Source organism: Stenotrophomonas sp. 1L-E-5-B-C3 (assembly GCF_057292075.1).
In genome coordinates this window covers 92,194-115,869 of sequence record NZ_JBXAWS010000011.1, presented here as the reverse complement: position 1 = coordinate 115,869, position 23,676 = coordinate 92,194, and the positions used below count along the sequence as shown (strand labels likewise).

The 23,676-nt window shown below is 67.6% G+C and carries 23 protein-coding genes; 17 read left to right on the top strand and 6 right to left on the bottom strand.

Annotated elements, in window-relative coordinates; translation table 11 throughout:
- Positions 1–144: 144 nt before the first annotated feature.
- Positions 145–1,554, top strand: a complete 1,410-nt coding sequence (locus AC0Z6F_RS14960) for a coniferyl aldehyde dehydrogenase (protein WP_012512509.1) — start codon at positions 145–147, stop codon at positions 1,552–1,554.
- Between the two features lie 164 nt (positions 1,555–1,718).
- Positions 1,719–2,486 (top strand): exodeoxyribonuclease III, encoded by a 768-nt coding sequence (xth, locus tag AC0Z6F_RS14955; protein WP_006402858.1) that lies wholly within the window; start codon positions 1,719–1,721, stop codon positions 2,484–2,486.
- Between the two features lie 72 nt (positions 2,487–2,558).
- On the opposite strand, the gene AC0Z6F_RS14950 is transcribed toward xth, so the two are convergent.
- The gene (locus AC0Z6F_RS14950) at positions 2,559–2,810 is read right to left on the bottom strand and encodes a GlsB/YeaQ/YmgE family stress response membrane protein (protein ID WP_012512507.1); all 252 of its coding nucleotides are present in this window, start codon (positions 2,808–2,810) and stop codon (positions 2,559–2,561) included.
- An 84-nt stretch (positions 2,811–2,894) separates the two neighbouring features.
- Here AC0Z6F_RS14950 and AC0Z6F_RS14945 point away from each other — a divergent pair, with 84 nt between their 5' ends.
- The 9 genes from AC0Z6F_RS14945 (at position 2,895) to AC0Z6F_RS14905 (ending at position 11,163) form a co-directional block, all read left to right on the top strand.
- On the top strand, positions 2,895–3,494 hold the full coding sequence (locus AC0Z6F_RS14945) for a 4'-phosphopantetheinyl transferase family protein (protein ID WP_012512506.1): 600 nt from the start codon (positions 2,895–2,897) through the stop codon (positions 3,492–3,494).
- Between the two features lie 39 nt (positions 3,495–3,533).
- Positions 3,534–4,172, top strand: coding sequence for a 16S rRNA (guanine(527)-N(7))-methyltransferase RsmG (rsmG, locus tag AC0Z6F_RS14940; protein WP_012512505.1), 639 nt, complete (start codon positions 3,534–3,536; stop codon positions 4,170–4,172).
- A 112-nt stretch (positions 4,173–4,284) separates the two neighbouring features.
- The gene (locus AC0Z6F_RS14935) at positions 4,285–5,082 is read left to right on the top strand and encodes a ParA family protein (protein ID WP_012512504.1); all 798 of its coding nucleotides are present in this window, start codon (positions 4,285–4,287) and stop codon (positions 5,080–5,082) included.
- On the top strand, positions 5,082–6,005 hold the full coding sequence (locus AC0Z6F_RS14930; RefSeq protein WP_012512503.1) for a ParB/RepB/Spo0J family partition protein: 924 nt from the start codon (positions 5,082–5,084) through the stop codon (positions 6,003–6,005). The genes AC0Z6F_RS14935 and AC0Z6F_RS14930 overlap by 1 nt, the downstream gene beginning before the upstream one ends.
- Positions 6,006–6,129: 124 nt before the next feature.
- Positions 6,130–6,855: a suppressor of fused domain protein gene (locus AC0Z6F_RS14925; RefSeq protein WP_012512502.1), complete on the top strand. Its 726-nt coding sequence runs from the start codon at positions 6,130–6,132 to the stop codon at positions 6,853–6,855.
- Positions 6,856–6,900: 45 nt separating this feature from the next.
- Positions 6,901–7,866 (top strand): NAD-dependent epimerase/dehydratase family protein, encoded by a 966-nt coding sequence (locus AC0Z6F_RS14920; protein WP_012512501.1) that lies wholly within the window; start codon positions 6,901–6,903, stop codon positions 7,864–7,866.
- Positions 7,867–7,956: 90 nt separating this feature from the next.
- On the top strand, positions 7,957–8,679 hold the full coding sequence (locus tag AC0Z6F_RS14915) for a glycosyltransferase family 2 protein (RefSeq protein WP_006402840.1): 723 nt from the start codon (positions 7,957–7,959) through the stop codon (positions 8,677–8,679).
- Positions 8,679–9,026, top strand: a complete 348-nt coding sequence (locus tag AC0Z6F_RS14910) for a lipid-A-disaccharide synthase N-terminal domain-containing protein (protein ID WP_032973852.1) — start codon at positions 8,679–8,681, stop codon at positions 9,024–9,026. Before AC0Z6F_RS14915 ends, AC0Z6F_RS14910 begins: the two co-directional genes overlap by 1 nt.
- A gap of 364 nt (positions 9,027–9,390) precedes the next feature.
- Positions 9,391–11,163: a DUF885 domain-containing protein gene (locus AC0Z6F_RS14905; protein WP_012512500.1), complete on the top strand. Its 1,773-nt coding sequence runs from the start codon at positions 9,391–9,393 to the stop codon at positions 11,161–11,163.
- A gap of 133 nt (positions 11,164–11,296) precedes the next feature.
- On the opposite strand, the gene AC0Z6F_RS14900 is transcribed toward AC0Z6F_RS14905, so the two are convergent.
- The 5 genes from AC0Z6F_RS14900 to AC0Z6F_RS14880 form a co-directional block, all read right to left on the bottom strand.
- Positions 11,297–14,506 (bottom strand): efflux RND transporter permease subunit, encoded by a 3,210-nt coding sequence (locus AC0Z6F_RS14900; RefSeq protein ID WP_012512499.1) that lies wholly within the window; start codon positions 14,504–14,506, stop codon positions 11,297–11,299.
- A gap of 10 nt (positions 14,507–14,516) precedes the next feature.
- Entirely contained in the window at positions 14,517–15,722 is a 1,206-nt protein-coding gene (locus tag AC0Z6F_RS14895; RefSeq protein WP_012512498.1) for an efflux RND transporter periplasmic adaptor subunit, read from the bottom strand.
- Positions 15,719–16,972, bottom strand: a complete 1,254-nt coding sequence (locus AC0Z6F_RS14890; RefSeq protein ID WP_485617549.1) for a TolC family protein — start codon at positions 16,970–16,972, stop codon at positions 15,719–15,721. The genes AC0Z6F_RS14895 and AC0Z6F_RS14890 overlap by 4 nt, the downstream gene beginning before the upstream one ends.
- Before the next feature lie 56 nt (positions 16,973–17,028).
- On the bottom strand, positions 17,029–17,364 hold the full coding sequence (locus tag AC0Z6F_RS14885) for a hypothetical protein (RefSeq protein WP_006402574.1): 336 nt from the start codon (positions 17,362–17,364) through the stop codon (positions 17,029–17,031).
- A 304-nt stretch (positions 17,365–17,668) separates the two neighbouring features.
- Positions 17,669–18,067, bottom strand: a complete 399-nt coding sequence (locus tag AC0Z6F_RS14880) for a RidA family protein (RefSeq protein ID WP_100469950.1) — start codon at positions 18,065–18,067, stop codon at positions 17,669–17,671.
- A 109-nt stretch (positions 18,068–18,176) separates the two neighbouring features.
- Here AC0Z6F_RS14880 and AC0Z6F_RS14875 point away from each other — a divergent pair, with 109 nt between their 5' ends.
- From AC0Z6F_RS14875 to AC0Z6F_RS14850, 6 genes are all read left to right on the top strand, one after another.
- A complete protein-coding gene (locus tag AC0Z6F_RS14875; RefSeq protein ID WP_485617546.1) occupies positions 18,177–19,070 on the top strand; it encodes a LysR substrate-binding domain-containing protein in 894 nt (297 codons plus the stop codon).
- Between the two features lie 165 nt (positions 19,071–19,235).
- The gene (gene dnaQ / locus AC0Z6F_RS14870; RefSeq protein WP_485617544.1) at positions 19,236–19,745 is read left to right on the top strand and encodes a DNA polymerase III subunit epsilon; all 510 of its coding nucleotides are present in this window, start codon (positions 19,236–19,238) and stop codon (positions 19,743–19,745) included.
- A gap of 321 nt (positions 19,746–20,066) precedes the next feature.
- A complete protein-coding gene (gene rpmB, locus AC0Z6F_RS14865; protein ID WP_005411638.1) occupies positions 20,067–20,303 on the top strand; it encodes a 50S ribosomal protein L28 in 237 nt (78 codons plus the stop codon).
- A gap of 10 nt (positions 20,304–20,313) precedes the next feature.
- Complete coding sequence (gene rpmG / locus AC0Z6F_RS14860; protein ID WP_170272460.1) at positions 20,314–20,481, top strand: 50S ribosomal protein L33; 168 nt, start codon at positions 20,314–20,316, stop codon at positions 20,479–20,481.
- A 306-nt stretch (positions 20,482–20,787) separates the two neighbouring features.
- The gene (gene cls / locus AC0Z6F_RS14855; RefSeq protein ID WP_485617569.1) at positions 20,788–22,206 is read left to right on the top strand and encodes a cardiolipin synthase; all 1,419 of its coding nucleotides are present in this window, start codon (positions 20,788–20,790) and stop codon (positions 22,204–22,206) included.
- A 45-nt stretch (positions 22,207–22,251) separates the two neighbouring features.
- Positions 22,252–23,673, top strand: coding sequence for an FAD/NAD(P)-binding protein (locus AC0Z6F_RS14850; RefSeq protein WP_485617542.1), 1,422 nt, complete (start codon positions 22,252–22,254; stop codon positions 23,671–23,673).
- The last annotated feature ends 3 nt before the right edge of the window (positions 23,674–23,676 follow it).

Genomic DNA, 23,676 nt, shown 5'->3' with positions numbered 1-23,676 from the left:
GGGCCGCGGTGCAGACCGCGGCCCTCTTTTTGGTAGTGCCGGCCGCTGGCCGGCAAATGCACGATGTCTGCCGGAGATCCATGGGGCTGCCGGCCAGCGGCCGGCACTACCATTGCGTTGCACAGCACGCCGTATAGTCGGGCCATGATCACCACAACGCCGACCTCCCTCCCCCTCATCCTGCGCGCCCTGCGCAGCGAGTGGCAGTCGCAGCGCCCCACGCTGGACCAGCGCGAAGCCGATCTGCGCCGCCTGCGCGAGGCGCTGAGGCCGCGCTTGGAAGAAATGGCGCAGGCCATCGCCGAGGACTTCGGCCATCGCGCCCACGTTGAATCGAAACTGGCCGATGGGATGAGTGTGCTGTCGGCCATCGACCACCTGCGCCGTCACCTGCGCAGCTGGTCGAAGCCGCAGCGGGTGCGTGCCGGTTGGCGACTATGGCCGGCGCGCGCGCAGCTGCGGCCGACGCCGCTGGGCGTGGTCGGGGTGATCTCGCCCTGGAACTACCCGGTCACGCTGGCACTGGTGCCTTTGGCTACCGCCATCGCCGCCGGCAACCACGTGCTGCTCAAGCCTTCGGAACACACGCCGCGCACCAGCGCGTTCCTGGCCGATCTGCTGGCCAGTGTGTTCCCGCCCGATCGCGTGGCGGTGGTGCAGGGTGGGGCGGATGTAGCGGCGGCGGTGTCATCGCTGCCGCTGGACCATCTGCTGTTCACCGGCTCGACGGCGGTTGGCCGCAAGGTGATGGCGGCCGCCGCCGAGCATCTGGTGCCGGTCACGCTGGAACTGGGCGGCAAGTCGCCGGCCATCGTCTGCCGCGATTTCCCCCTGGACAAAGCCGCAGCGCGGCTGGCCACCGGCAAGTGGTTCAACGCCGGGCAGACCTGCATCGCGCCGGACTACGCGCTGATCGACACCGCGCGCCAGCGCGAGTTCGTGCAGGCGCTGCAGCAGCAGGTACGCGAACGCTACGGCGACTTCAGCGATGCCGACGATTACACGCGCATCATCAATGAAGGCCAGTACCGGCGCCTGCAGGGCTATCTGGCGCAGGCGCGGCAACGCGGGGTGCCGGTGATTCCGCTGGCGCAGGTGGATGAGGCGCGCGCCGACCGCGAGCGCCTGCTGGTGCCGACCGTGGTGCTGGACCCGCCGGACGACCTGGACCTGATGCGCGAGGAAATCTTCGGGCCGATCCTGCCGGTGCGCGCCTACCCGGATCTGGATGCTGCGCTGGCCGACGTACTGTCGCGTGACCGGCCGCTGGCGCTGTATCCCTTCAGCCATGACACGGCGACGGTGGAGCGCATCCTCGGCCAGGTGGTGGCCGGTGGGGTGACGGTCAATGACACGCTGCTGCATTTCGCCGCCGATGGCCTGCCGTTTGGCGGGGTAGGGGCCAGCGGCATGGGCGCGTACCACGGCCGGGCCGGGTTCGATGCGATGAGCAAGCGGCTGCCGGTGCTGTGGCAGTCGCGCTGGGCCGCCAGCGACCGGCTGCGGCCGCCGTATTCGAAGATTGCGGGGTTGTTGAAGCTGTTGCTGCGGTAGTGCCGGCCGCCGGCCGGCAACTGCAGGGTCTTGCCGACGGTTCATGGGGTTGCCGGCCAGCGGCCGGCACTACCGGTAGGTGCCAACCTTGGTTGGCACGCGTGGGCCCGAAGTGCCGACCAGGGGCGACCTCTACCTAAGCCCACCCGGGTAGAATGGCCCCCATGAAGATCGCCTCGTGGAACGTCAATTCGCTCAATGTCCGCCTGCCGCACCTGGAGCAGTGGCTCAAGGAGTTCGGTCCGGACATCGTCGGTATCCAGGAAACCAAGCTGGAGGACCACAAGTTCCCCGACTCGGCGCTGATCGCCGCGGGCTACCGCAGCGTGTTCGCCGGCCAGAAGACCTACAACGGCGTGGCGCTGCTGTCGCGTGAGCCGGCGCAGGATGTGCAGATCGGTATTCCCGGCTTCGAGGACGAGCAGAAGCGCGTCATCGCCGGTACCTTCGGCGACCTGCGGGTGATCAACCTGTACGTGGTCAACGGCCAGGACATCGGCACCGACAAGTACGAGTACAAGTTGCGCTGGCTGGAAGCGGTCCATGCCTGGATCGCCGAAGAACTGCAGCGGCACCCGAAGCTGATCGTGATGGGCGATTTCAACATCGCCCCGGATGCGCGCGATGTGCACGACCCGGAGGTGTGGAACGAAAACCACATCCTCACCTCCACCGCCGAGCGCGGTGCATTGAACAAGCTGCTGCAGCTAGGCCTGCACGATGGCTTCCGCCTGCACAACGACGAGGCCGGTGTGTTCAGCTGGTGGGATTACCGTGCCGCCGGTTTCCGCCGCGACCTGGGCCTGCGCATCGACCTGACCCTGGTCTCCGACGCGCTGAAGGGCAGTGCGGTGGCTTCGGGCATCGACCGCGAGCCGCGTACCTGGGAACGCCCCAGCGATCATGCGCCAGCGTGGGTGCAGATCGGTTGAACGAACGGGGCCCGACAAATGCCGGGCCCGTTGTGATGCGTCTGCCGGCCAGCGGCCGGCACGACCGCCGCGTCAGCGTATGCTCTTGCGGGTGAACAGGTTGACGATCGCCAGCAGGATCACCGCACCGATCAGCGAGAACAGGAAGGTGCGGATGGTGATCGCTTCGTTGATGCCGCCGCCGAACAGCCAGCCGGAAATCAGCGCGCCGACGATGCCGACCACGATGTTGAGGATGATGCCCTGCTGGGCATCGCGCTTCATGATGATGCTGGCCAGCCAGCCTACGATGCCGCCGACGATCAGCCAAACGATGATGCCCATGATCGAACCTCCGGTGGGGAACTGTGACCAGTTGACGCGCATGGCTGTGAACCCGTCGTGCAATTGCGTGATGGGCGCGTGCGGATGAGCCTGCCAGCCACCCTTGACGGCCCGTGGCGCTTTGGGCCGGTGACGGTCTGGCGGCGCCCGCACGTGCCGGGCCACCGCGGCGAACCGCAGGCGCGGCAGGTGCTGGCGCAGGCGCTGGGCACCGACCCGGAGGCGCTGCCACTGGTTCGCGATGACAAGGGCCGGCCGGAGCTGAGCGGCGCGCTGGCCCACTACGGCACCGGCTGGAGCCACAGTGGCGAGGTGCTGCTGGTGGCACTGGGCGAGGGCGTGCGGTTGGGCGTCGACCTGGAGCTGCTGCGGCCGCGGGCCCGCCTGATGGAGATCGTGCAGCGCTTCTTCCACCCCGAGGAAGTGGCCTGGCTGGAAAGCCTGGACGAGGCCGGGCGCGAGCACTGGTTCTTCCGCGTGTGGTGCGCCAAGGAAGCCATGCTGAAGGCACACGGGCAGGGCATCTCGTTCGGCCTGCACCGCCTGCAGCTGGCCCCGGGGGCCGATGGCGCCCTGCACCTGCGCTGGTGCGACCCGGAACTGGGCGTGGCCGCGCGCTGGCATCTGCACGAATGGCAGGCCACCGGGCAATTCCGCGCTGCTCTGGCCTGGTATCCGCACTGAAGCGGGGAATCAGCGCGCAAAACCGGCGATAATGTCGGCATGAGCGAACACCCACTTCCCGCCAGCGTGGCTGCCACGCTGGAACAGGGCCTGGCCAGCATGGGCCTGGACGCCGCGCTGGCGCCGCCGCTGCTGCGATACCTGGCCCTGCTGCACCGCTGGAACGGCACCTACAACCTCACCGCCATCCGCGACCCGCAGGAGATGGTCACCCGCCACCTGCTCGACTCGCTGGCGATGCAGCCGTTCGTGGCTGATGGCAGCCTGGCCGACCTCGGTACCGGTCCCGGCTTGCCCGGCATCCCGCTGGCGATCGCCTGCCCGGGCCTGCAGGTCACCCTGGTGGAGAGCAACGGCAAGAAGGCGCGCTTCATGCGCGAGGCCGTGCGCCAGCTCGGTCTGGGCAATGCCCGCGTGGCCGAATCGCGCGCCGAGGCGCTGGACGAAGCTGGCCACTACGACCAGCTGACCGCGCGCGCGATGGACACCCTGGCGGGCATCGTCCGCGTTGGTGGCCACCTGCTGCGCCCCGGTGGCGTGCTGCTGGCCATGAAGGGCGTCTACCCGCATGAAGAGATCGCGGAGCTGCCGGCTGGTTGGCAGGTGCGCGAGGTGACCCCGCTGAGCGTGCCCGGCCTGGCCGGCGAACGCCACCTGGTCACCGTTACAGGTCCCTGATTCCCGTCGCCAGCCCCTTGTGGAACAACGGGTTGGCGATTCACGATTTCCGCAAGGGGCCGGTTGTACGCATAATGACCGGTCCCAGCACACGTCGACGAGGCACACCCGCATGGCCCGCATCATCGCCATCGCCAACCAGAAGGGTGGCGTCGGCAAGACCACGACCGCCGTCAACCTGGCCGCTTCCCTGGCCAACGCACCCAAGCGCGTGCTCTTGGTCGACCTGGATTCGCAGGGCAACGCGACCATGGGCAGTGGCGTGGACAAGCGCGAGCTGGTCTCCTCCACCTACGATCTGCTGCTGGGCGAGTCCAGCGCCGCCGATGTGCGCGTGCAGACGGCCGAAGGCTACGACCTGCTGCCGGGCAACATCGACCTGACTGCGGCCGAGATCCAGCTGATGGCGCAGAGCGAGCGCGAGCAGCGCCTGAAGCGTGCGCTGGCGCCGATCCGCGACGAGTACGACTACATCCTGATCGACTGCCCGCCGGCGCTGTCGCTGCTGACGCTCAACGCGCTGGCCGCCGCCGACTCGGTGATCGTGCCGATGCAGTGCGAGTACTACGCGCTGGAAGGCCTGAGCGCGCTGGTGGAAACCATCGAAGCGCTGCGTGCCAACCTCAACCCGGCGCTGGAGATCGAAGGCGTGCTGCGCACCATGTTCGACGTGCGCAACAACCTGGCCAACGCGGTCTCGGCCGAGCTCACCGAGCACTTCGGCGACCGCGTGTTCCGCACCATCGTGCCGCGCAACGTGCGCCTGGCCGAGGCACCCAGCCATGGCCAGAGCATCGTCGGCTACGACCGCGCCTCGCGCGGTGGCGTGGCCTACCTGGGCCTGGCCGGCGAGATCATCCGCCGCAACAACGAACGCAACAAGGCCGGCAAGGCCGTGGAGACCGTCTGATGACCAGCAGCAAGCCGGCAGCCAAGAAGCGAGGCCTCGGCCGTGGCCTGGATGCCCTGCTGGGTCCCAAGGGTGCGGTCAGCCAGGTGCAGGCCAGTACCGCGGTGATCGAACCGTTGCCGGGTGAAGTGCTGCGCAAGCTGGCCGTGGGCCAGCTGCAGCCGGGCAAGTACCAGCCGCGCCGCGAGATGGACGAGGGCAAGCTGTCCGAGCTGGCCGACTCGATCAAGTCGCAGGGCGTGATCCAGCCGATCCTGGTGCGCCAGCTGCCGGCGGGCAACTACGAAATCGTCGCCGGTGAACGCCGCTGGCGTGCGTCTCAGCTGGCCGGCCTGGACGAAGTGCCGGTGGTGGTGCGCGAGCTGGAAGACCGCACCGTCATCGCGATGGCGCTGATCGAGAACATCCAGCGCGAAGACCTCAACCCGCTGGAAGAAGCCGAGGCGCTGCAGCGCCTGATCAGCGAATTCACCCTGACCCATGCCGAGGCCGCCGAGGCCGTCGGCCGCTCGCGCGCGGCGGTGTCCAACCTGCTGCGCCTGCTGGAGCTGCCGGTGGCGATCCGCCTGCTGCTGGAAACCCGCCGCCTGGAAATGGGCCACGCCCGCGCGCTGCTGACCCTGGCCCCCGAGCTGGCCGGCAAGCTGGCGCAGGAAGCGGCCGATGAAGGCTGGTCGGTGCGTGAGGTCGAGCGCCGTGCGCAGGCCTTCGCCGCCGGCAAGGTGCCGAGCAACCGTCCGGTGGCCACGCCGAAGGTGCAGCAGGCCGATATCGCTTCGTTGGAAACCGAGCTGTCCGAATCGCTGGGTGCCAAGGTGGCGATCAGCCACGGCCGCGGTGGCAAGGGCAAGCTGATCATCCATTACACCGACCTGGATACCCTGGACGGTGTGCTGGAAAAGCTGCGCACGCGCCAGGGCTGAGCCCGGCGCAGTGACAGGGGTGCGGCCTGTTCCCGCCGCGTCCTGTAATTGACAGGGAACGCACCGCCGCGCGCGCCGGGGGATGCACTGCTCTCCGGCCCGTGGCCCATCCAGGGAGCAGGACATGACCATTGAAGTAGACAACGTCAGCCCGGGCGGCAGCCCGATCCTCGTGCACAGCCGCGAGAAGGACTTCACGCCGGCGCACGGCGAAGAACACATCGAGGCGATCAGCGCGCATATCGAGCGCCATCTGGGGCCCGTCTCCGGGGTCTTCCACGAAATCATCTCCGACATCGTGCATATCGATGTGCACGTGGTGCCGGCCACCGAAGCCCATCCTTATCTGCGCCTGGTGACCTCGGGCATGAGCGATCTGCCGATGACCCTGCCCGAAGGTGCACCCGGCTCGGCGTACATGGAGTTGATGGTGACCCTGCCGGCCGACTGGCCGATCAGCGATGGCGCCTTCGAGGATGAGCGCAACTACTGGCCGGTGCGTCTGCTGAAGACGCTGGCGCGGCTGCCGCACGAGTACGACACCTGGCTGGGCTTCGGTCACACCATTCCCAACGGTCATCCGTCCGAGCCGTATGCCGATGGCGTGGGGTTCGACGGGGCCATCGTGCTGCCGCCGGTCACCACTCCGGACGACTTCGGCTCGCTGGAGCTGGACGATGGCAAGATCATCCAGTTCATGGCCATCGTGCCGCTGTATCCGCAGGAGATGGACCTGAAGCTGAAGAAGGACGCCGAGACCCTGCTGGACCGTTTCGACGCCAAGGACATCAAGGATGTGATCGAGCCTGGCCGCGTCAACGTGGCGAAGAAGCGTTTCGGTTTGTTCTGAGGCCGGTAACATCAGGGGCCTGTACTTCTGCTTCCAGGCCCTGCCATGACCATCCTGCTCACCGGCGCTGCCGGCTTCATCGGTGCCTACACCGCCCGCGCGCTGCTGGAGGCCGACCAGTCCGTGGTCGGCCTGGACAACTTCAACGACTACTACGACCCGCAGATCAAGCGCGACCGCGTGGCCGCGCTGTGCCCGACGCTGGACCTGCGCACCCTCGACCTGACCGACCAGCAGGGCCTGGCCGCGCTGTTCGACGAGGTGAAGCCGACGGCGGTGATCCATCTGGCTGCACAGGCGGGCGTGCGCTATTCGCTGGAAAACCCGCAGGCCTACGTCGACAGCAATCTGATCGGCTTCGTCAACATGCTCGAGCTGTGCCGCCACCGTGGCGTGCAGCATCTGGTGTATGCCTCCAGCAGCTCGGTCTACGGTGATTCGGCCACGCCGCCGTTTTCCGAAGACCAGCGCGTGGACCAGCCGCGCTCGCTGTACGCGGCGACCAAGGCGGCCAACGAGCTGATGGCCTACACCTACGCACAGCTGTACGGCCTGCATGCCACCGGCCTGCGCTTCTTCACCGTGTATGGCCCGTGGGGCCGGCCGGACATGGCGCCGCTGCTGTTCTCGCGCGCGGTGCTGGCCGGGCGGCCGATCGATGTGTTCAACGAAGGCCGCATGCAGCGCGACTTCACACATGTCTCCGACATCGTGGCCGGTATCCTCGGCGCGCTCGCGCATCCGGCCGATGGTCCGGTGCCGCACCGGGTGTTCAACCTCGGCAACCATACGCCGGTCGAGCTGGAGCGCTTCATCAGCGTGATCGAGCAGGCTGCCGGCCGCCCTGCGCAGAAGGTCTACAAGCCGATGCAGCCGGGCGACATGGTGCGCACGATGGCGGATACCCGGCGTGCACATGACGCATTCGGCTTCGACGCGGTGACCCCGATCGAAGCGGGGCTGCCGCCCGTCGTGCAGTGGTGCCGCGAGTATTTTGGCGACCGCGCCTGAGGAGGGATCCTCACACAGCCGGATTCATCTTCGGATAACCTTGGCTTCGGAGAATGCGCGGTCTTTGTTCCCTCTTGGCCGAGTCCCCCCATGAGCCAACCCGAGCTTTCCGTCGTCGTCCCCGTGTTCAACGAGCGCGACAACGTCGCGCCACTGGTGGCCGAAATCACCGCTGCTCTGCGTGGCCGCTTGCCGTTCGAGATCGTCTACATCGATGACCACTCGCGCGATGACACCCTGGCAGTGCTGCAGGGCCTGAAGGCCACCACCCCGGAACTGCGGGTGCTGCACCACGTGAACCAGAGTGGGCAGAGCACGGCGGTGCGCACCGGCGTCAAGCACGCCCTGGCGCCGTGGATCGCGACTCTCGATGGTGACGGGCAGAACGATCCTGCCGACATTCCCAAGCTGCTGGCTGCACGTGATGCCGCAGCGGCGCAGGTGAAGCTGTTCGCCGGCTGGCGCGTCAACCGCCAGGACAGCGGCAGCAAGCGCTGGGCCAGCAAGTGGGCCAATGCCATCCGCGCACGCATGCTGCGCGATGACACCCCCGACACCGGCTGTGGTATCAAGCTGTTCGAGCGCAGCGCGTTCCTCGACCTGCCGTATTTCGACCACATGCACCGCTACCTGCCAGCGCTGATGCAGCGTGCCGGCTGGAAGACCACCAGCGTGCCGGTCAACCATCGCCACCGTACCGCCGGCGTTTCCAAGTACAACAACCTGGGCCGTGCGCTGGTCGGCATCCGTGACCTGCGCGGCGTGGCGTGGCTGATCACCCGCAGCAAGCGCACCGCGGTGGAAGAGCGATGATGGGCCTGGCCCTGCACTGGCTCGACCAGCCGCTGACCTGGCTGTACTGGACCGGCCTGCATGTGACCGGCTGGAAACTGATCGGCTACACCGGTGCGCTGATGTTCGGTGGGCGCTGGCTGGTCCAGTTCGTGGCCTCCAAGCGCGCTGGCAAGCCGGTCATCCCGCGCCTGTTCTGGTACATGAGCGTGGTCGGCAGCCTGATGACGCTGAGCTACTTCCTGTTCTCGGCCAAGCAGGACTCGGTGGGCGTGCTGCAGAACCTGTTCCCGGCGTTCACCGCGCTGTACAGCCTGCAGCTGGACATCAAGCACCGCGGCTGGAAACGGGACAAGGCCAGCCACTGAGCGCCCGGTAGCGCCGGGCCATGCCCGGCGGCTGTATCCGTTGGCCGCGCTGCGCGCTCGCGGGGCATGGCCCCGCGCTACCACGCGCCTTCGGCGCTGGGGTCCCGGCCTGCGGCCGGTCCCCGGTCCTGCCTGCTGTGGGTAGAGTCGACTGTCAGTCGACTATTGCGCGCAGCGCGGGGTTTGCTGTGTCTGGCGGAAGAGCAGCCGACTAACAGTCGGCTCTACCACGCGCCTTCGGCGCTGGGGTCCCGGCCTGCGGCCGTCCCCGGTCCTGCCTGCTGCGCAGGCAGGACCTTCGTCCCATGCCACGGGCGATGGGCGGTGCCATGATCGGGGTCTGCCTTCCCGGGAACCTGTGCTCGTGAAAACCCGTCTTGCTGTCGCCCTGCTGCTCGCCCTGTCCACCCCCGCCGTGGCCCTGGCCGCACCGCCCGCCGCCGCCGCACCGGCCAGCGTGGCCACCGAATCGCCCGCCGATGCCGCCTTCCGCGCGCTGTACGAAAAGGAATGGAAGTGGCGCCAGCAAGGCGGTGGTGAGGCCAGCGAGGACGAAGACGCCCCGGCCAACGCCACCCGCATGCCCGACGTCGGCCCGGCCGCGCAGCAGGCGCGCCTGAAGGTGTGGGATGAAACCCTCGCTGCGCTGAAGAAAATCGACCCGAAGACTCTGTCGCCCGACAACCAGGTCAACTACGCGATCTACCGCGATCAGGTGTTCAACCTGGCCGAAGAAGTGCGCCTGCGTGGCTACGAGATGCCGTTCAACGCCGACTCCTCGTTCTGGTCCAACCTGTCCTTCATGGCCCGGCGCGAGATGAAGACCGTGCAGGACTACCAGAACTACATCGCACGCCTGAACGATGTACCGCGTTACTTCGGCCAGCAGACCGAAAACATGCGCGCTGGCCTGAAGCGCGGCTTCAGCGTGCCGCGCGCGGTGCTCGATGGCCGCGAAGTGTCCATCGCCACCGTCGCCGAGCTGATGGATCCCACCGAGTCGCCGCTATACGCACCGTTCAAGAAGCTGCCCAACAGCATTCCGGCCGCAGAGCAGGCCAGGCTGCAGGCGCAGGCGCGCGAAGCGATCAGTGGCAAGGTCGTGCCGGCGTTCCAGCAGCTGCGCACCTTCTTCGTCAACGAATACGTGCCTCAGGCGCGCACCACGCTGGCCGCCGAAGCGATGCCGGGCGGCAAGGCGTACTACAAGCAGCAGATCCACGAATACACCACGCTGGACCTGTCGCCGGACGAGATCCATCGCATCGGTCTGGATGAAGTTGCACGCATCCAGAAGGAAATGAACGACATCATCAAGCAGGTGAAGTTCAAGGGCAGCTTCGCCGAGTTCCTGACCTTCCTGCGCACCGATCCGCAGTTCTATGCCAAGACGCCGGAAGAGCTGCTGTCGCGCGCCGCATGGATCTCCAAGCGGGCCGATGGCCAGCTGGGCAAGTACATGACGTTGCCGCGCGCGCGCTTCACCATCGTGCCGGTGCCGCCGGACATCGCGCCGTTCTGGACCGCCGGCCGCGGTGGCATGGGCACCTACTGGCTCAACACCTACAACCTGCCGTCGCGCCCGCTTTACAACCTGCCGGCGCTGACCCTGCATGAGTCCGATCCGGGTCACGCACTGCAGGGTGCCATTGCCGCCGAGCAGAAGAACCTGCCCGAGTTCCGCCGCAACGCCTATATTTCCGCTTATGGCGAAGGCTGGGCGCTGTACTGCGAGAAGCTGGGCGTGGAAATGGGCATCTACGAAACCCCGTATGAGGATTTCGGCCGCCTGACCTACGAGATGTGGCGCGCCACGCGCCTGGTGATCGACACCGGCGTGCACAGCAAGGGCTGGAGCCGCGAGCAGGCCTTGGCCTACCTGCGTGACCACACCGCGCTGAGCGAGCATGAAGTGACCACCGAAGTGGACCGCTACATTTCCTGGCCGGGCCAGGCGCTGAGCTACAAGCTGGGGGAGATCGCCATCGTGCGCCTGCGTGCGCAGGCAGAGAAGGAGCTGGGCGACAAGTTCGACATCAAGGGCTTCCACGACACCCTGCTCAAGCAGGGCTCGGTGCCCCTGCCGGTGCTGGAACAGCAGATCCAGGCCTACATCGCCGAACGCAAGAAGGCCTGACCGTGCAAGGGTAGTGCCGGCCGCTGGCCGGCAACCCGCATGCACCGCAAACGTTCGACATTGCCGGCCAGCGGCCGGCACTACCAGGGATCGGAAAACGGGGTCGGATCGCACGATCCGACCCCGTGGTCTTTCAGCCCACCGCCCTTGGCTTGGCCACGCGTGCTGCAAAGGTCGGCAGCACCAGCAGGGTCAGCACGGTGGCGGTGATCAGGCCACCGATTACCACCGTGGCCAGCGGCTTCTGCACTTCCGCACCGGAACCGCTGGCGATCGCCATCGGAATGAAGCCGACGATCGCCACCAGCGCCGTGGTCAGCACCGCGCGGATGCGGCTCGACGCACCGTTGATCGCCGCCTGCAGCGGCAGGTCACCGGCATCCAGGCGCTCGCGGATCGCCTGCATCAGCACCAGGCCGTTCAAGGTGGCCACGCCGGAGACGGCGATGAAACCAACCGCCGCCGACACCGAGAACGGCATGCCACGCAGCAGCAGCGCAAGAATGCCGCCGACCAGCGCCAACGGTACGCAGCTGAACACCAGCACGGCTTCCTTGCCGCTGCGCAGGGCCATGAACAGCAGGCTGCCGATCAGCAGGAACACCACCGGCACCACCGTCGCCAGCCGCTTCTCCGCGCGCTGCAGATTCTCGAACTGGCCACCCCAGGTCAGGTAGGCGCCTGGCGGCAATGCAACATCAGCCACCGCCGCCTGTGCCTCGCCGACGAAGCCGCCCAGATCGCGGCCACGCACGTTGGCCTGCACCACCACACGGCGGCTGCCGTTGTTGCGGCTGATCTGGTTCGGTCCTTCGCTGACCGTGATGCGCGCGACCGACGACAGCGGAATCACCAGCCCCGCGGGCGTGGCGATCGGCAGCGAGGCCAGCTGGTCCGGATCATTGCGCGAGGCATCGTCCAGGCGCACCACCACGTTGAAGCGACGGTCGCCTTCGAAGATCTTGCCGGCGGCGGTACCACCGATGCCGGTGGCCAGCGCGTCACTCACATCCGCCGCGGTCAGGCCGTACTGCGCCGCAGCCACGTGATCGATCGCCACGTTGAGCGTGGGCAGGCCGGAGATCTGTTCGACCCGCACATCGGCCGCGCCCTCCACCGCGCGCAGCTTCAGCGCCACCTGGTCGGCCACCTTCTGCAGCTGGCTGAAGTCATCGCCGAAGATCATCACCGCCAGATCGGTACGCACACCGGAAATCAGCTCGTTGAAGCGCAGTTCGATCGGCTGGCTGAACTCGAAGCTGTTGCCCAGCTGCTGCCCGGCCAGCTTTTCGAAGCGTGCCACCAGTGCATCCTTGCCCAGTTTCGGATCCGGCCAGTCCTTGCGTGGCTTGAGCACGATCACGCTGTCGGAGATGTTGGTCGGCATCGGATCGATCGCCGCCTCGGCGGTACCGGTGCGCGAGAACACGGTTTCCACTTCCGGCTGCTTGGCAATCGCCTTTTCCAGTGCCAGCTGCATCGCCAGCGACTGCTCCAGAGACGTCGACGGCACGCGCAGGGCCTGCATCGCCACGTTGCCTTCGTCCAGCGTCGGCATGAACTCGCGGCCCAGCAGCGAGAACGAACCAATGCCCACCACCACCATCATCACCGTGCCTACCACCACCGTGCGCGGATGGTCCACGGCCTTGCGGATCACCGGTTCGATGCGCGCGCGCAGCACGCGGATCAGCTTGGTTTCGTGCTCGCCATCATCGGCATGCGCATCGCCATCCTTCACCTTCGGCTCGCGCACCAGCAGCGCGGCCATCGCCGGCACGAAGGTGAAGGAGAAGATGAAGGCACCGATCAGGGCCAGCATGAACGTGGCCGCCATCGGGTGGAACGTCTTGCCCTCCACGCCTTCCAGGGTGAGGATCGGCGCGAACACCAGCAGGATGATCAACTGGCCGAAGGCCGCCGGGCGTGCCATCTTCATCGCCGAATCGGCGGCCACGCGCAGGCGTTCCATCGCGGTCAACGCACGACCCAGTTCGGCGCGGCGCTGGCCCAGCATCAGCAGCGTCGATTCGACCACGATCACCGCACCGTCCACCAGGATGCCGAAGTCCAGTGCACCCAGGCTCATCAGGTTGCCGCTGATGCCGAAGCGGTTCATGCCGATCACTGCGAACAGGAACGACAGCGGAATCACCAGCGCGGTGATCGTTGCTGCACGCAGGTTGCCCAGCAGCAGGAACAGCACCACCACCACCAGCAGCGCACCCTCGGTGAGGTTCTTGGCCACGGTCTTGATGGTCGAATTGACCAGCACGCTGCGGTCCAGCACCGGTGCCGCCACGATGTCGGCCGGCAGCGACTTGTTGACCTGTTCCAGGCGCGCGGCCGCGGCCTGGGCCACGGTGCGGCTGTTGCCGCCGGCGATCATCAGCGCGGTACCCAGCACGGCTTCATGGCCGTTGCGGCTGGCCGCACCCAAGCGCGGTGCGCGGCTCAGGTCGACGTCGGCCACATCGGCCACGCGCACCACCACGCCATTGCGGGTGGCTACCGGGGCCTGTGCCAGATCGTCGGTGGTCAGCGCCAGGCCGTCGGCACGTACCACCAGGCCTTCGCCGGCACGCTGTACGAAACCGGCACCGGCCTGCACGTTGGAACGCTGCAGGGCAGTGACCAGGTCGGCCAGGCCGAGTCCGTGCGCGGCCAGCCTCGCACTGTCCGGATGCACGCCGTATTCCTTGACGTAGCCGCCGACCGTATCGACGCCGGCCAGCCCCGGGCTGGAACGCATCTGCGGCGCGATGATCCAGTCCTGCACGGTGCGCAGGTAGGTCGCACGTTCTTCCGGCGTACGCAGCAGGTTGCCTTCCGGCGTGCGGTAGACCTCGCCGGCCTGCCAACCCGCTTCACCGGGCTTGGCCAGCTTGGCCGGATCGAACGCGGTGAAGTCCACGGTCCACATCAGCACCTCGCCGAGGCCGGTGGTGACCGGCGACAGCATCGGCGACGCGCCATCGGGCAGGTCTTCCGATGCTTCGCGCATGCGTTCGGCTACCTGCTGGCGGGCGAAGTAGATGTCGGTGGCATCGGTGAAGATCGCGGTGACCTGCGAGAAGCCATTGCGCGACAACGAACGGGTGGTGGTCAGGCCGGGAATGCCGGCCAGCGCGGTTTCCAGCGGGTAGGTCACCTGCCGTTCGATCTGCTCCGGCGTCAGCGCCGGTGCCACCGTGTTGATCTGCACCTGGCGGTTGGTGATGTCCGGCACTGCGTCGATCGGCAGCTTGCCCAGCTGGAACAGGCCCATGGCGGCGATCAGCGCCGCCATGAACACCACCAGCCAGCGGTGGCGTACCGCTGTTTCAATGATCAGCTTGAACATGATCGCCTCCTCAGTGGCCGTGCTCGGCTTCGCCCTTGGCCAGTTCGGCCTTGAGCAGGAAGGCATTGCTGCCAACGATGCGCTCGCTGCCGGTCAGCCCACCGAGGATCTCGATGCGGTCGCCGGCACGGCGTCCGGCCAGCACCGGCTGCGCCTTGAAACCGCCTTCGACGGCGACGAACACTGCACTGCTGCCGTCGACGTTCTGCACCGCATCGGCCGGCACGCTGAGCGAACCGTCCTGGCCTTCGGTGACCACCACCGCCGATACCGGCGAACCGGCCGGCGGCAAGGAGGCGTCCACCGGCGTGGCACGGATCACCGCCACGCCGCCCTGCTGGCGGACATCGGCGGCCGAACCGGTGACGGTGGCGGTGAAGCTGCCACCCGGCACGCTCACTTCCAGCTTCATGCCGGGCGTGACCTGCGCGGCCAGCGCCGGCGGCGCGGTGAACACCAGTTCGTTCATGCTCGGATCGGCGACGTCAGCCACGGCACTACCGGCAGCGACCACGCCGCCCGGTGTGACCTGCACGTTGCCGACGATGCCGGCCACCGGGCTGGTGATGCGTACGCGGCCACTGGCATCGGGCGCACCGTTGGCGGCGGCCTGGGCCTGCGCGGCGGCCGCCTGGGCCTGTGCCGCCAGCGAACGCGCGCGCGAGGTTTCCAGCTCCTGGCGGGCGACCACGCCCTGGTCGACCAGCGCCTTGTCGCGACCGTAGGCCAGGCGTGCGGCCTCGGCTTCAGCCGATGCGGCCAGCGCATTGGCGCGGAACACCGCTGCCTCGCCACTGACCACGATGGCCAGTGCCTGGTTCTGCTTCACCGCCGTGCCCGGCGCGACCAGCACGCGTTCGACCCGGCCGGTCACCGTGGATGCCACCGAGGCACGTGCGCCCACCGACGGTTCGACCCGGCCGGACAGGCGCGTGGAGCCACCGCCACCACGGCCGATGGCGACCACCTCGATACCGGACGCCTTGATCTGTTCCTGGGTCAGCTGCACCACGCCTTCATCGGCGTCGGCGGGAGCCTTGGCGGTTTCCGCCTTGGCTTCCTTGCTGTCGGCAGCATGGCCGTGGCCATCATCGTTGCCTGCCTTGGCGGTGGTCGCATCCACCGTTTCCGGCGTCTGCGCGTTGCCGGCGCAGCCGGCCAGGAACACGGCCAGCAGGACGCCGCCGATCAGCGGAAAAGTACGGGAGAGAGTCATGGGGCCTCCACAAAGGGGGCGCGCCCTTCAAGGCGCGCAAGATCGATTTCGGCGCCGACGCGCGACAGGCGTGCGTCCACGGCGGTGCCGCGGGCGGCGATGAGGGCGCTGCGCGTGCTGCGCAGTTCCAGCTGCGAGATGCGTCCTGCGTCGAAGCCGACCCGGGCCAGCCGATACGCCTCCTCGGCAGCGACCACGCTTTCGTCGGAGGCACGGGTGCGGCTGCCGGCGGCCTTCAGTCCAGCCACGGCGGAGAGGCGCGCGGCCTCGCTGTCACGGCGTTGCTGGTCCAGACGGGCTTCGGCCGCGCGCTGGTCGGCATTGGCGGCGCGGATGCCACCGCGGTTACGGTCGAACAGCGGGATGCTGAGGCTGACCCCGAGGTTGTAGGCGCGCTCGCCGCCCTCGCGGAAGCGTGTCTGTGCGGCAGTGACGCTGAGGTCGGGCAGGGCGCGCTTGCGCTCCACATCGACCAGCTTGCCCGCTGCATCGGCTTCGGCCTCGGCGATGCGCACCGCCAGCGCGGCATCGGTGGCGCCACGCGGCAGCGGCGGAGCACGGTCGAGCAGGCTGTTGTCGATCGACTGCACCGGTGCATCCAGCAGCGCGGCGCCAGCCAGGCGGGCCAGTGCGGCGTCGCGGAAGGCCTGTGCCTCATCCAGCGCGGCGCTGGCGTTGGCCACTTCGCTCTGCGCCTGCACCGCACGCAGCTGCGGCTCGCGGCCCTGCTTGACCATCGCGTTGACGGCGTTGGCGTCGTCGCGGGTGAGGGTCAGTGCCTCTTCGGCCAGGCTGTAGCGGCGCAATGCACTTTCCGCCTGTGCATAGACCACCGCCAACTGGCTGGCCACATCGCTGCGGCTTTGGGCGCCACGCAGGTTGGCCGCCTGTGCCTCGGCGCGGGCGGCACGGACGCGCGCGCCGCGCTGGCCCCATACCTCCAGGGGCTGGGACAGGGTGAGCACGGTATCGGCCTTGCCCATGCCGCCATAGGAGCCGGTGCCCCACGCGTTCTCGGCGGAGTAGGAGAGGGAAGGATTGGGCAACGCACGGGCCTGGTCGGCACGGGCATCGGCGGCTTCGGCCAGCGCCGCGCCGACACGGGTGCCGGGCAACTGGTCGAGGCGTTCAAGCAGGGTGTCGTAGGAAGGGGCGGCTTGCGCCGACGCCTGCATTGCCGGGACAAGGCCCAGCAGTACAGCGACGACCAGCCCGGCCGCGCGCGGCGACCGAGGTGTCAGGATCGACATAGGGGGATTCCGGTTGTGAGTGAAACGGGAGCCCGCGATTGCGGGACGCGCTCAACTCACGCCCGGGGGGGACGCGTCAATTCATCCTGGGCGACCGCATAGGTCGCCACGTCGCCGGCATTCATCCAGCGCGCCGGCAGCGGCGTACCGAAGGCGGCGAAATCGTTCGCCGGCAGGCTCAGCGTGGAGTGGTGGCAGTGGTTATGCGTGCAGGCACCGGTGTGCTTGCTGTCGCTGTCACCGCCTGCGTCGTCCGCGAGGGATTCGACATGGGCGCTGCTGGCATGCGGTTCCACCGCACACACCAGTGCGTCGGCCACCGGCACGACCACGAATGCCGCCATCAGCAGCATCATCAGGTACGTACGCAGTTGGCGGGTGATCCGGCGCATGGAGGGGAGGCTAGCAAGCGGTTTTCGCCGGATACAATATCAATGGTGACCTCGGGAATTCGTCGGAACCTCCCGTTCAGGTGCGCCGGGCGTGGGGTCGGATCCCGTTCCTCTGGAACGGGCTCTGGCCCCGGCACATTGCTGCCGGCCAGCGGCCGGCACTACCGGTCTGCAGGCAGCTTCGCGATCACCTTGATCTCGAACTGGAACCCATACAGCCAGGTCACGCCGACTGCCTTGGTAGGTGTCGACCTTGGTCGACACGCTTTTCGGCCCCCGACACATTGCCGGCCAGCGGCCGGCACTACCGGTCTGCGGGCAGCTTCGCGATCACCTTGATCTCGAACTGGAACCCGTACAGCCAGGTCACGCCGATGCCGGTCAGGGTCGGGTGCGGTGCTTCGCCCCAGTACTCGGGCACGATCGCCCAGGCCTTCTCGAAGTTCTTCTCGGGGTCGACCAGGAACACGGTCACGTCGACCACGTCATCGAAGCTGCAGCCAGCGGCAGCCAATACCGCATTGAGATTTTCGAAGGCACGGCGCACCTGAGCTTCGAAGTCCGGCTCCGGCGAGCCGTCCTCGCGGCTACCCACTTGGCCGGAGACGAACAGGAAGCCATTGGATCGGATCGCCGGCGAGTAGCGGTTGCGCTCGTACAGGGCCTGGCGGCCGACAGGGAAAACGACATCACGCTGTGACATGGGGAGGAACCCGTGGGAGAGAACGCCATCCTCCCCCGCCAGCGCTGTCTGGATAAACCGCGATGATCGGCCTAGATTGATTGCCAATTCCAAACAATCATGGCCTGCCATGGACCGTTTCGAGGCGATGCGGGCGTTTGCCCGAGTGGTGGAGACCGGCAGCTTCACTCGCGCCGCGCAGACCCTGCAGATCAGCCGCACCACGGCCACCCAGCTGGTGCAGCAGCTGGAGGCGCATCTGCGGCTGCGCCTGCTCAACCGCACCACGCGCCGGGTCAGCGTCACCGCCGACGGCGCGGCCTACTACCCGCGCATCGCCCGCCTGCTGGCCGAGCTGGAAGAGGTGGAGGGCGGGCTGGGCGATGCCGCCACTCAGCCGCGTGGCCGCCTGCGCGTGGACGTGCCTGGACCCTACGCGCGGCTGCGGCTGGTACCGGCGCTGCCGGATTTCCAGGCGCGCTATCCGGAGATCCAGCTGGACATCGGCGTGAGTGACCGCGAGGTCGACGTCATCGCCGACAACGTCGATTGCGTGATTCGTGGTGGCACTCCAGCCGACCCGGCGCTGGTGGCGCGGCCGCTTGGCGCGCTGCCGATCGGTTTCCACGCCAGCCCGGGCTATGTGCAGCGCTTCGGCCTGCCGACAGACCCGCGCGCGCTGGAAGGGCCCGATCACCACATGGTCGGTTTCCTCAGCCCGCGCAGTGGCCGCGCCCGCGTGTTCACTGCACAGCGTGGCGATGAGCGCGTCGAGGTGCAGGGCCGCTATACGGTCGGCTTCGACGACGGCAACGCCTATCTGGCGGCTGCGTTGGCGGGGCTCGGCGTGGTGGCGCTGCCCAGCTACATGGCCGATCCGCACGTGGCGCGTGGCGAACTGCTGCCGCTGCTGCAGGACTGGCAGCTGCCACCGATGCCGATGCATGTGATGTTCCCGCCCAACCGGCACATGAGCCAGCGTCTGCGGGTGTTCATCGATTGGGTGGTGGCGGTATTGGGGTGAAATCCGCTTATCTGTAGAGCCGAGCCCACGCTCGGCTGCTTCTGGCTGCAACGTTCAAGGCCCGCGCTTCGCGCGTGAGCCGAGCGCGGGCTCGGCTCTACAGGGGGCTTCCTGCTGCAGGCATGCGAAAATCACCACAGCACGCAACAGGAAACAGCAACACGCATGAGCCGCATCGTCGCACTGGATACCGAAACCACCGGCATCTCCCACCGCCTGGGGCACCGGGTCATCGAAATCGGTGCCGTCGAACTGATCGATGGCCAGCTGACCGGTCGCCAGTTCCACACCTATCTGCAGCCGCAGCGCAAGGTGGACTGGGGCGCGCAGCGCGTGCACGGCATCAGCGATGCGATGCTGGTGGGCAAGCCGCTGTTCTCCAGCAAGGCTGCCGAACTGCTCGACTTCCTGCGCGGCAGCGAGATGGTCGCGCACAACGCCACCTTCGATGTGGGCTTCCTGGACAACGAGCTGCGCCTGGCGGGCATCCCCGGCACGCTGGCCCAGCATTGCCGCATTACCTGCAGCCTGAAGCTGGCGCGAGGGCGCTGGCCGGGCCAGGGCAACAAGCTGGACGATGTGCTGCAGCGCCTGCGCATCCCGGGTAACCGTGGCCTGCACGGCGCGTTGAAGGATGCCCATCTGCTGGCCCAGGTGATTCCTTACCTGCGCTGAGCTGGCCTGGTAGCTGTAGAGCCGAGCCCATGCTCGGCTGCTGCGCCCCGGAAGGACCGAGCCGAGCATGCGCTCGGTTCTACAGGGGGAGTGGCCGTCGCGTTCAGCCCCAGCCTGTGGGTAACTTGCGCAAGTGCTTGAACCCGTGCATAATGCGCGGCTCGCTGTGTCCGGTTTTCTACCGGGCGGCGTCCCCGGGAGCACGTCCCCGGCCGCCCAACGCCAGCGTAACCCTTTGATTCTCTTGACGTGTGGTGGGCAACCATCGAGGCCGCCGTCTCCCGGGCTACGGGCTGACACAACTTACTATCGAGGTGCGCCATGTCCCGCGTATGCCAGGTTTCCGGCAAGCGAGTGCAGACGGGTAACAACGTCTCGCACGCCAACAACAAGACCCGTCGTCGTTTCCTGCCGAATCTGCACGAGCGCCGCTTCTGGGTTGCCAGCGAAAACCGCTGGGTGAAGCTTCGTGTTTCCGCGCATGCATTGCGCACCATCGACAAGAACGGTATCGATTCCGTTCTGGCTGAGCTGCGTGCGCGCGGCGAAAAGGTCTGAGGAGTAGACGATCATGGCAGGCAAGCGCGATAAGGTCCGTATGATTTCGACCGCTGGTACCGGTCACTTCTACACGACCGACAAGAACAAGAAGAACACCCCGGGGAAGATGGAATTCTCCAAGTACGATCCGGTCGTGCGTAAGCACGTCCCGTACAAGGAAGGCAAGATCAAGTAATCCGTCAGGATTGCTGATCCCCGCGAAGAAACCCGCCCTTGTGGCGGGTTTTTTCATGCCCGGCGGTGGGGCCGGTGGGTGCCTGTGGGTGCCGACCGTTGGTCGGCACACTCCCCCGGTAGGTGCCAACCTTGGTTGGCACACTTATCCCACCCCCGGTAGGTGTCGACCTTGGTCGACACGCTGTCCCCCCCACCCGGTAGGTGCCAACCTTGGTTGGCACACTGCTTCAAAGCAGTCGAGCGCGGCTCGACTCTACACACCCCGCTGGGCAGAATGGCCCATCACCTCCCGACGGGCGACGCGATGCTGTTCGAGTGGTTGCTGGGTTCCTACCTGCTGCTGATCGACTGGCTGATCCGGCTGGTCGCGCTGTGCTGGATCCCCACCCGAACCACGCCGGGTGCGGCGCGCAGCTGGCTGCTGCTGGTCGGCTTCGTGCCGCTGCTGGGCCTGCCGCTGTACCTGCTGTTCGGCCACCCGTGGCTGTCACGCGAGCGTATCCGCCGCCAGGCCGAGGCCTCGCAGGTCATCCGCGAGGAACAGGCGCTGCAGCATCGCCTGCGCTGGACCCCGCAGCCGGACACTGCCTGCGCCGAGATCGTGCCGCTGGTGCAGCGCCAGGGTGATTTCATGCCGGTGCACGGCAACGCGGTCGACCTGCTGACCGACTACGACGAATCGCTGCACACGCTGATCGCCGACATCGACCAGGCCGAAGACCGCGTGCACCTGCTGTACTACCTGATGTTTGACGACGCGGTGGGCGAGGCGGTGGTCGAGGCGCTGCAGCGTGCCGCCGCGCGTGGCGTGCAGTGCCGTGTGCTGCTCGATGCGGTGGGCGCCAAGCGTGGCCTGCGCGCCTATCGCAAGCGCCTTGAAGCGCGTGACATCGAGGTGCGCGCGATGCTGCCCGGCGGCCTGCGCTGGCGCCGCAGCGGGCGCATGGACCTGCGCAACCACCGCAAGATCGCGGTGATCGACAACGAAGTGGCCTACGTCGGTTCGCAGAACCTGGCCGGCCCCGGGTTCGTGCCCGGTCACCCGAACCGCGAGCTGGTGGCGCGCGTGCGCGGCCCGGCGGTGGCGCATCTTGAAGCGGTGTTCGCCAGTGACTGGTACATGGAAACCGGCCAGCGCCTGGACGTGATCGCCGATGTGCCCGAGTGCAGCGACGACATCGCCACCCAGCTGCTGCCCAGCGGGCCGGCATATCCCTATAGCAACGCACGTGATGCGGTGGCCGCGCTGATCCACCTGGCGCGGCGGTGGCTGGTGATGGTCACCCCGTACTTCGTGCCCGACGAAGCCACGTTGAGCGCGCTGCGCATCGCCGCATTGTCCGGTGTGCAGGTGCAGCTGATCCTGTCGGCCAGCAACAACCAGCGGCTGACCTCGTGGGCGCAGGAGGCGTACTACGACGAACTGCTGCGTTGTGGTGTACGCATCGCCCTGTACGAACCACAGTTCCTGCACGCCAAGCACATGAGCGTGGACGAGGACATCGCCGTGCTGGGCTCGATCAACATGGATATCCGCTCGTTCGCGCTGAATGCCGAGATCGGCCTGATCTGCTACGACCACGCGCTGGTGAAGCAGTTGTGCGAGATCGAGGATGGCTATCTGCGTGAGTCGCGACAGCTGGACCTGCAGCAGTGGCGCAGCCGCCCCACGTGGCGGCGTAGCCGCGAGGGCATCGCACGCTTGGCCGATGCGTTGATGTAAGGCAATGCCGGCCGCCCATTTCGGCAATCCGGCCTGTCATCGCCGATGGCCTACAATCGGCACATGACTGATTCACCGCGTAATGGCGAACTGGACCTGGCAATCATCGGTGGTGGTGCGGCCGGGGTGCTGGTGGCGATCCAGGTACTGCGCCAGGCCAAGGCGCCGCTGGCGCTGGCCATTTTCGAACCCGCCTCGCAGCTGGCGCAGGGCATCGCCTATGCCACGCCGTGGCCGGAGCATCTGCTGAACGTGCCGGCGGCGAAGATGAGTGCGTTTGCCGACCAGCCCGGCGATTTCCTCGACTACCTGATGGCCGCCAACGCCTACCCGGGCGAGGCGCGCGAGGTGCTGGGCGAGCGTTACGTGTGCCGCCACTACTTCGCGGCCTACCTGCAGCAGCGCCTGCAGGACGCTGCCGCAGCCAGCCCGGCGCAGCTGCAGGTGATCGCGCAGCCGGTACTGGGCCTGCAGCCGGATGACCACGGCTACCAGCTGACGCTCGGCGATGGCCACACGCTGCACGCCGCGCAGGCGGTGCTCGCCACCGGCAACAGCATGCGCCCGCTGCCGGTGGCCGGTGCCGATGCGCTGCCTGCCGACGATGTGATCGAGGCCTGGGACTACGACGGCGTACGCACCCTGGCCGGCGAACAGGCTGTAGCCATTGTCGGCTCCGGCCTGAGCATGGCCGACACCGTGCTGGCGCTGGTCGCCGCCGGCCACAGCGGACCGCTGCATGTGATCTCGCGCCATGGCCTGCTGCCGTTGCCGCACGCGCATGGTGGCCTGCCCACGTTCGACCCGGCCACGCTGCTGCCGATGAACCTGCGCCAGCGCCTGCGCGCGTTGCGCGGGTTCGCACGCCAGTCACAGGCCGACGGCCTGCCGTGGCAGGGCGTGATGGACCGCATCCGTCCGCACGGGCAGGCGCTGTGGTGCAGCCTCGATGAGGCGGACCAGCGCCGCTTCCTGCGCCATGTGGTGCGCTATTGGGACGTGCATCGCCACCGCATCGCCGAAGAAGTGGATGCGCAGCTGCAGTCCCTGCAGGACAGCGGCCAGCTGCGTATCCACCGGTCCCGCCTGCAACGCGTCTGGCGCGACGGCAATGCGCTGCAGCTGTCCGGCCGCGATGCCTCGGGCAATGAACAGCAGTGGACGATCAGCGGGGTGATCAACGCCACCGGCGTGGAGACCCGCGCCAGCGCGCTGCGCAATCCGTTGCTGCAGCAGCTGCAGGCCGATGGGCTGGCGCGCCCCGGCCCGCACGGGCTGGGCCTAGACAGCACGGTGCCGGGCGATCGCCTGTGTGCCGCCGGTGGCCAGCCGCAGGCACGGCTGGGCGTGCTCGGCAGCCTGCGCATCGGCAGCCTGTGGGAAAGCCTGGCGGTGCCTGAACTGCGTCAGCAGGCGCAGGCACTGGCAACCCAGGTGGTCGCAGGAGCCGCGACGGTGATGCCGTAAAAT

What these genes read in the sequence shown, in the direction of transcription:
- AC0Z6F_RS14960 (WP_012512509.1), top strand. Translation starts at nt 145, where the DNA reads ATGATCACCACAACGCCGACCTCCCTCCCCCTCATCCTGCGCGCCCTG.
- xth (WP_006402858.1), top strand. Translation starts at nt 1,719, where the DNA reads ATGAAGATCGCCTCGTGGAACGTCAATTCGCTCAATGTCCGCCTGCCG.
- AC0Z6F_RS14950 (WP_012512507.1), bottom strand. Translation starts at nt 2,810, where the DNA reads ATGGGCATCATCGTTTGGCTGATCGTCGGCGGCATCGTAGGCTGGCTG.
- AC0Z6F_RS14945 (WP_012512506.1), top strand. Translation starts at nt 2,895, where the DNA reads ATGAGCCTGCCAGCCACCCTTGACGGCCCGTGGCGCTTTGGGCCGGTG.
- rsmG (WP_012512505.1), top strand. Translation starts at nt 3,534, where the DNA reads ATGAGCGAACACCCACTTCCCGCCAGCGTGGCTGCCACGCTGGAACAG.
- AC0Z6F_RS14935 (WP_012512504.1), top strand. Translation starts at nt 4,285, where the DNA reads ATGGCCCGCATCATCGCCATCGCCAACCAGAAGGGTGGCGTCGGCAAG.
- AC0Z6F_RS14930 (WP_012512503.1), top strand. Translation starts at nt 5,082, where the DNA reads ATGACCAGCAGCAAGCCGGCAGCCAAGAAGCGAGGCCTCGGCCGTGGC.
- AC0Z6F_RS14925 (WP_012512502.1), top strand. Translation starts at nt 6,130, where the DNA reads ATGACCATTGAAGTAGACAACGTCAGCCCGGGCGGCAGCCCGATCCTC.
- AC0Z6F_RS14920 (WP_012512501.1), top strand. Translation starts at nt 6,901, where the DNA reads ATGACCATCCTGCTCACCGGCGCTGCCGGCTTCATCGGTGCCTACACC.
- AC0Z6F_RS14915 (WP_006402840.1), top strand. Translation starts at nt 7,957, where the DNA reads ATGAGCCAACCCGAGCTTTCCGTCGTCGTCCCCGTGTTCAACGAGCGC.
- AC0Z6F_RS14910 (WP_032973852.1), top strand. Translation starts at nt 8,679, where the DNA reads ATGGGCCTGGCCCTGCACTGGCTCGACCAGCCGCTGACCTGGCTGTAC.
- AC0Z6F_RS14900 (WP_012512499.1), bottom strand. Translation starts at nt 14,506, where the DNA reads ATGTTCAAGCTGATCATTGAAACAGCGGTACGCCACCGCTGGCTGGTG.
- AC0Z6F_RS14895 (WP_012512498.1), bottom strand. Translation starts at nt 15,722, where the DNA reads ATGACTCTCTCCCGTACTTTTCCGCTGATCGGCGGCGTCCTGCTGGCC.
- AC0Z6F_RS14890 (WP_485617549.1), bottom strand. Translation starts at nt 16,972, where the DNA reads ATGTCGATCCTGACACCTCGGTCGCCGCGCGCGGCCGGGCTGGTCGTC.
- AC0Z6F_RS14885 (WP_006402574.1), bottom strand. Translation starts at nt 17,364, where the DNA reads ATGCGCCGGATCACCCGCCAACTGCGTACGTACCTGATGATGCTGCTG.
- AC0Z6F_RS14880 (WP_100469950.1), bottom strand. Translation starts at nt 18,067, where the DNA reads ATGTCACAGCGTGATGTCGTTTTCCCTGTCGGCCGCCAGGCCCTGTAC.
- AC0Z6F_RS14875 (WP_485617546.1), top strand. Translation starts at nt 18,177, where the DNA reads ATGGACCGTTTCGAGGCGATGCGGGCGTTTGCCCGAGTGGTGGAGACC.
- dnaQ (WP_485617544.1), top strand. Translation starts at nt 19,236, where the DNA reads ATGAGCCGCATCGTCGCACTGGATACCGAAACCACCGGCATCTCCCAC.
- rpmB (WP_005411638.1), top strand. Translation starts at nt 20,067, where the DNA reads ATGTCCCGCGTATGCCAGGTTTCCGGCAAGCGAGTGCAGACGGGTAAC.
- cls (WP_485617569.1), top strand. Translation starts at nt 20,788, where the DNA reads ATGCTGTTCGAGTGGTTGCTGGGTTCCTACCTGCTGCTGATCGACTGG.
- AC0Z6F_RS14850 (WP_485617542.1), top strand. Translation starts at nt 22,252, where the DNA reads ATGGCCTACAATCGGCACATGACTGATTCACCGCGTAATGGCGAACTG.